Here is a 4,180-nt window from a genome sequence, read left to right as displayed (position 1 = left end):
AGTCACCGAAAATGTTGCCTGATACACCGCCATCGCGGGCAAGCCCGGCTCCCACAGGGATCATTGGCGTGTTCAAAAAGGTGATTGACCTGTGGCTCGTTAGGACAAGGCCTACACGATGGTGAGCGATGCTCAGTCGTGGTCAATATCCAGCTTCGCAAACGTCACCCTTGCCCCTTCCTTGCTATCCCCACTGTTGTCCTGCACATACACCCCCGCCTTGAAATACAACGGCTTGGCTCCCCACGCCGCGCCGATGCGTTCATTCCACTCGCCGTCAGCCGCATACACGCTGAGCAACCCGGCCTTATTCAGATTAATGACGTAGGTAAAGCTTTTCTCCAACGGCACATTGGACGCCACCGTAATCACCCGTCCCTCGCCATCATCCGGTCGCATGCGCACCTTGGCGACGATATTGCCGGTCTGGGTTTTCTCCTTGAATTGATACTCCAGCTTAATCAGTGGCTTCTGGCTGTCATACGCATGAATCTGCCCGATAACGACTTTGCCGGAAGAGGGCACTTGGTTGACCTCCAACGTGGCCCGCAGGAAGTTGTTCGCATCCGGGTAAGTCCAGTTGCGCAATCGCCCATCGGCGTAGGTTTCGCGTAGTTCGCTGCGTGGGTAAATGGCGTTTTCCGTGCGGGTGCCGGTGACGGGTGTCCAGAATTGCACGTTGCTGCCTTCGGCCTGGAAGTATTGATCCTTGAAGCCGCTGAGCAGTTTCGGGGTGTCGATGGTCGCGGGGGGCGAGCCGACCGGGATGCTGAGGTTCCAGGTGGAAAGATCGATCATGGTGTAGGCCTTTTACAGAAGGTGAAGGCTTTGGCCCGTGGGCCAGACGGGTTCTTTATAGGCGGTGGTCCCGCGGTTGTTAAACATTTTCTGACGATTTATTGGCGCCAAATGAATGCCAAAAAGCCATGTTTCCCATGATCCGTGGCCTGTAGGGGTTGACCGTTAGTCGGCTTCCTGAGCTTTGCATCAATGATGGCATCCACGTCACTTCTGCTTTAACGGAACCGGGTCTAGAGTGAGCCCTCAGGGTTTGTCCGGGTTTTCTCTCAAAAATGACCGGAATGGCTCCTTAAGGAAGAGACGTAGCATGGATTGCGCTCCACATAACGGCGATGGCAGTTCGGTTCTTCTGGTGGTCGATGACTACCCGGAAAACCTCATCAGCATGCGTGCGCTTTTGCAGCGTGAGGACTGGCGGGTAATGACCGCCGCGTCCGGGCTGGAAGCGCTGGAATTGCTACTGGCCCACGAAGTCGACCTGGTTTTGCTCGACGTACGCATGCCCGGCATGGACGGGTTTGAAGTGGCGCGGCTGATGCGCGGCAGCCAACGCACACGCATGACGCCGATTATCTTTCTCACCGCGCACGCCCAATCGCCCGCCGCGGTGCTGGAAGGTTATGCCAGCGGTGCGATCGACTACCTGTTCAAGCCCTTTGATCCGCACATCCTCAAGCCCAAGGTCCAGGCGCTGCTGGAGCACCAGCGCAATCGCCGGGCCTTGCAGCGCTTGAGTCATGACCTGGAGTCGGCTCGCGCCTTCAATGCGTCGGTGCTGGACAACGCCGCCGAAGGCATCCTGGTGGTGGGCGAGGGCAGCGTGATCCAGTACGCCAACCCGGCGATTTCGCGGCTGCTGAATGCGACGATGGCCGAGTTGCAGGGCGAGAGTTTCCTGAGTTTCCTGCAAAAACCCCACGTGCCCGCCTGGTTGAGCTTCCCGATGTACGAGGCGTATTGCAAAGGCGAAACCTGGCGCCAGCACGACGCCATTTTGCGCACCAGTCGCGGCCAGCAGGTGCCGGTGGCGTTGTCCAGCGCACCCTTGCCCGCCGAGCAGAAGGCCATGGTGGTGACGGTGCTGGACATGTCCGAAGTGCGCCATCTGCACCAGCAACTGGAGTTCCAGGCGGTTACCGACCCGTTGACCGGCCTGCTGAACCGGCGCGGTTTCCATCAGGCCGTGGAAAACACGTTGCTGCGCAGCGAGCGTAACGAACACGCGCTGGTGTTGCTGTACCTGGACCTCGACGGTTTCAAGCGGGTCAACGACTCCTTGGGCCATGACGCGGGGGATCGGGTGCTGCGCTGGGTGTCGGAACAAATGCAGGCGTGCCTGCGTTCCGGTGACATCCTGGGGCGCATGGGCGGGGATGAGTTCACCGCGTTGCTGGAGCTGGAATTCGCCGAGCAAGCGGCCAAGATTGCAGAAAAACTCATCGAACGCGTGTCGATCTGCCAACAGATCGAGGGCCTGGATGTGATGCTCGGGGTCAGTATCGGCATCGCCACCTTCCCCGATTGCGGCGCAGACTTGAGCGGCCTGCTGCGGGCGGCAGACATCGCCATGTACGAAGCCAAGCGCGCGGGGCGTCAGCAGTATCGTTATTACGACCAGGAAATGAACGGCCGCGCCCGCTCACGGCTGATGCTCGAAGACAGTGTGCGCACGGCCATCGAGAACAAGGACTTCACCTTGGTGTACCAGCCCCAGGTGTCGGTGGAGGATGGGCGCTTGCGTGGCGTCGAAGCGCTGTTGCGCTGGCAACACCCCAGCGTCGGCGATGTGCCGCCGGGGCTGTTTTTGCCGCTGCTGGAAGAGGCACGCCTCATCAGCCAGTTGAGCGCCTGGATCTACCAGCAAGTCGCAGCCCAGCGCCAGGCGTGGCAATCGACCTTCGATCCTGAGTTGGTGTTGAGCGTGAGCCTGAGCAGCAACCAGTTCAATATGCCCAACCTCGCGGCCCAGCTGCAGCAGGTGCTGGAGCGACATGGTTTGCAGGGGCGCCAGTTGGAGGTGGAGATTGGCGAAGACAGCTTGACCAGCAACCTGGAAGAGTCCGCCAAGCAGCTCAAGCTGCTGCGCCAGGTCGGGGTGCGCATCGCCCTGGATGATTTCGGCATGGGCCATTGTTCCCTGGCCCATCTGCGTGACCTGGATTTCGATACGCTCAAGCTCGACCCGCAGTTAGTCTCGCGCCTGCCAGGCTCGCCACGGGATGCGGCGATGGCGCGCAGCATCATCGAACTGTGCGGGCATTTTGATGTGCTGGTGGTCGCCGAAGGCGTGGCGACGCAGGCCCAGGCCGAGTGGCTCAAGGCCAATGGTTGCCCGTTTATCCAGGGGCCGTGGGTGGCGCAGCCATTGATGGCGCAAGAGATCGTGGCCTGGACGCCCCCTCGCCTGGGCTGAATTCGCTACACTGGCGGCCATTCGAACCCTGTTGCAGACCCCATGACCGCGCTGAAATACCTCCAGGCCTATCCCGCTGCGCTCCAGGAGCAAGTGCGCCAATTGATCGCCAAAGACCAGTTGGGTGCTTACCTGGAGCAGCGTTACCCCGAGCGCCACGCCGTGCAAAGTGACAAGGCCCTGTACGCCTACGCGCTGGCCTTGAAGCAGGAGCACCTGCGCAACGCACCGGCCATCGACAAAGTGCTGTTCGATAACCGCCTCGACCTGACCCACCGCGCCCTCGGCCTGCACACCACGATTTCACGGGTGCAGGGTGGCAACCTCAAATCGAAGAAAGAGATCCGCATTGCCGCGCTGTTCAAGGACGCGGCGCCGGAGTTCCTGCGCATGATCGTGGTACACGAACTGGCGCACTTCAAGGAATCGGACCACAACAAGGCGTTCTATAAACTCTGCGACTACATGATGCCGGGCTACCATCAGGTGGAATTCGACCTGCGGGTGTACCTCACGTATCGCGACCTGCAAGGCAAACCCTGAGCGCACAAGGCGATTGACCATGGATGTGAGCAAGACCAAGAGCAGCTTCTACCGCCGCCTGTATGTGGCGTATCTGATCGACAGCGGCCTGGCCAGCAACGTGCCGGCGCTGACCGACGTGACCGGCATGCCGCGGCGCACGGCGCAGGACACGATTGCGGCGTTGGCCGACCTGGACATCGTGTGTGAATTCGAGCAGGAAGACGGTGCGCGCAACCATGCGGGGCAGTATCGGATTCGCAGTTGGGGGGCGATTGATCGGGGTTGGATTGAGGGGAATCTGGCTTCGGTGAAGCAGGTGTTGGGGTATCCCTGAAGGTCGGTGGCGAATCGTCTGACGCCTTCGCGAGCAAGCCCGCTCCCACATTCGACCGCATTCCAACTGATGTACGCGGTTAAATGTGGGAGCGGGCTTGCTCGCGA

The 4,180-nt window shown here is 60.4% G+C and carries 4 protein-coding genes; 3 read left to right on the top strand and 1 reads right to left on the bottom strand.

Features of this window, described 5'->3' with window-relative positions:
• Nucleotides 1–132: 132 nt before the first annotated feature.
• Nucleotides 133–798 (bottom strand): polysaccharide lyase family 7 protein, encoded by a 666-nt coding sequence (locus NUV89_RS28170; protein WP_257783893.1) that lies wholly within the window; start codon nucleotides 796–798, stop codon nucleotides 133–135.
• 310 nt (nucleotides 799–1,108) lie between these two features.
• On the opposite strand from NUV89_RS28170, the gene NUV89_RS28165 reads away from it, so the two are divergent.
• Genes NUV89_RS28165 through NUV89_RS28155 form a run of 3 tightly spaced genes read left to right on the top strand, consistent with a single transcriptional unit; the run spans nucleotide 1,109 to nucleotide 4,073 of the window.
• Nucleotides 1,109–3,214: a bifunctional diguanylate cyclase/phosphodiesterase gene (locus NUV89_RS28165; RefSeq protein ID WP_257783892.1), complete on the top strand. Its 2,106-nt coding sequence runs from the start codon at nucleotides 1,109–1,111 to the stop codon at nucleotides 3,212–3,214.
• Between the two features lie 42 nt (nucleotides 3,215–3,256).
• Nucleotides 3,257–3,757, top strand: a complete 501-nt coding sequence (locus tag NUV89_RS28160; RefSeq protein ID WP_017735682.1) for a M48 family metallopeptidase — start codon at nucleotides 3,257–3,259, stop codon at nucleotides 3,755–3,757.
• 19 nt (nucleotides 3,758–3,776) lie between these two features.
• Complete coding sequence (locus NUV89_RS28155) at nucleotides 3,777–4,073, top strand: winged helix-turn-helix domain-containing protein (protein WP_257783891.1); 297 nt, start codon at nucleotides 3,777–3,779, stop codon at nucleotides 4,071–4,073.
• Nucleotides 4,074–4,180 lie beyond the last annotated feature (107 nt).

Origin of the sequence: Pseudomonas sp. 18.1.10 (assembly GCF_024655625.1) — a bacterium.
In the GTDB taxonomy this organism is placed as follows: Bacteria; Pseudomonadota; Gammaproteobacteria; order Pseudomonadales; family Pseudomonadaceae; genus Aquipseudomonas.
The sequence above is the reverse complement of the archived record's forward strand: the minus strand, read 5'-3'. Positions and strand labels throughout refer to the sequence as shown.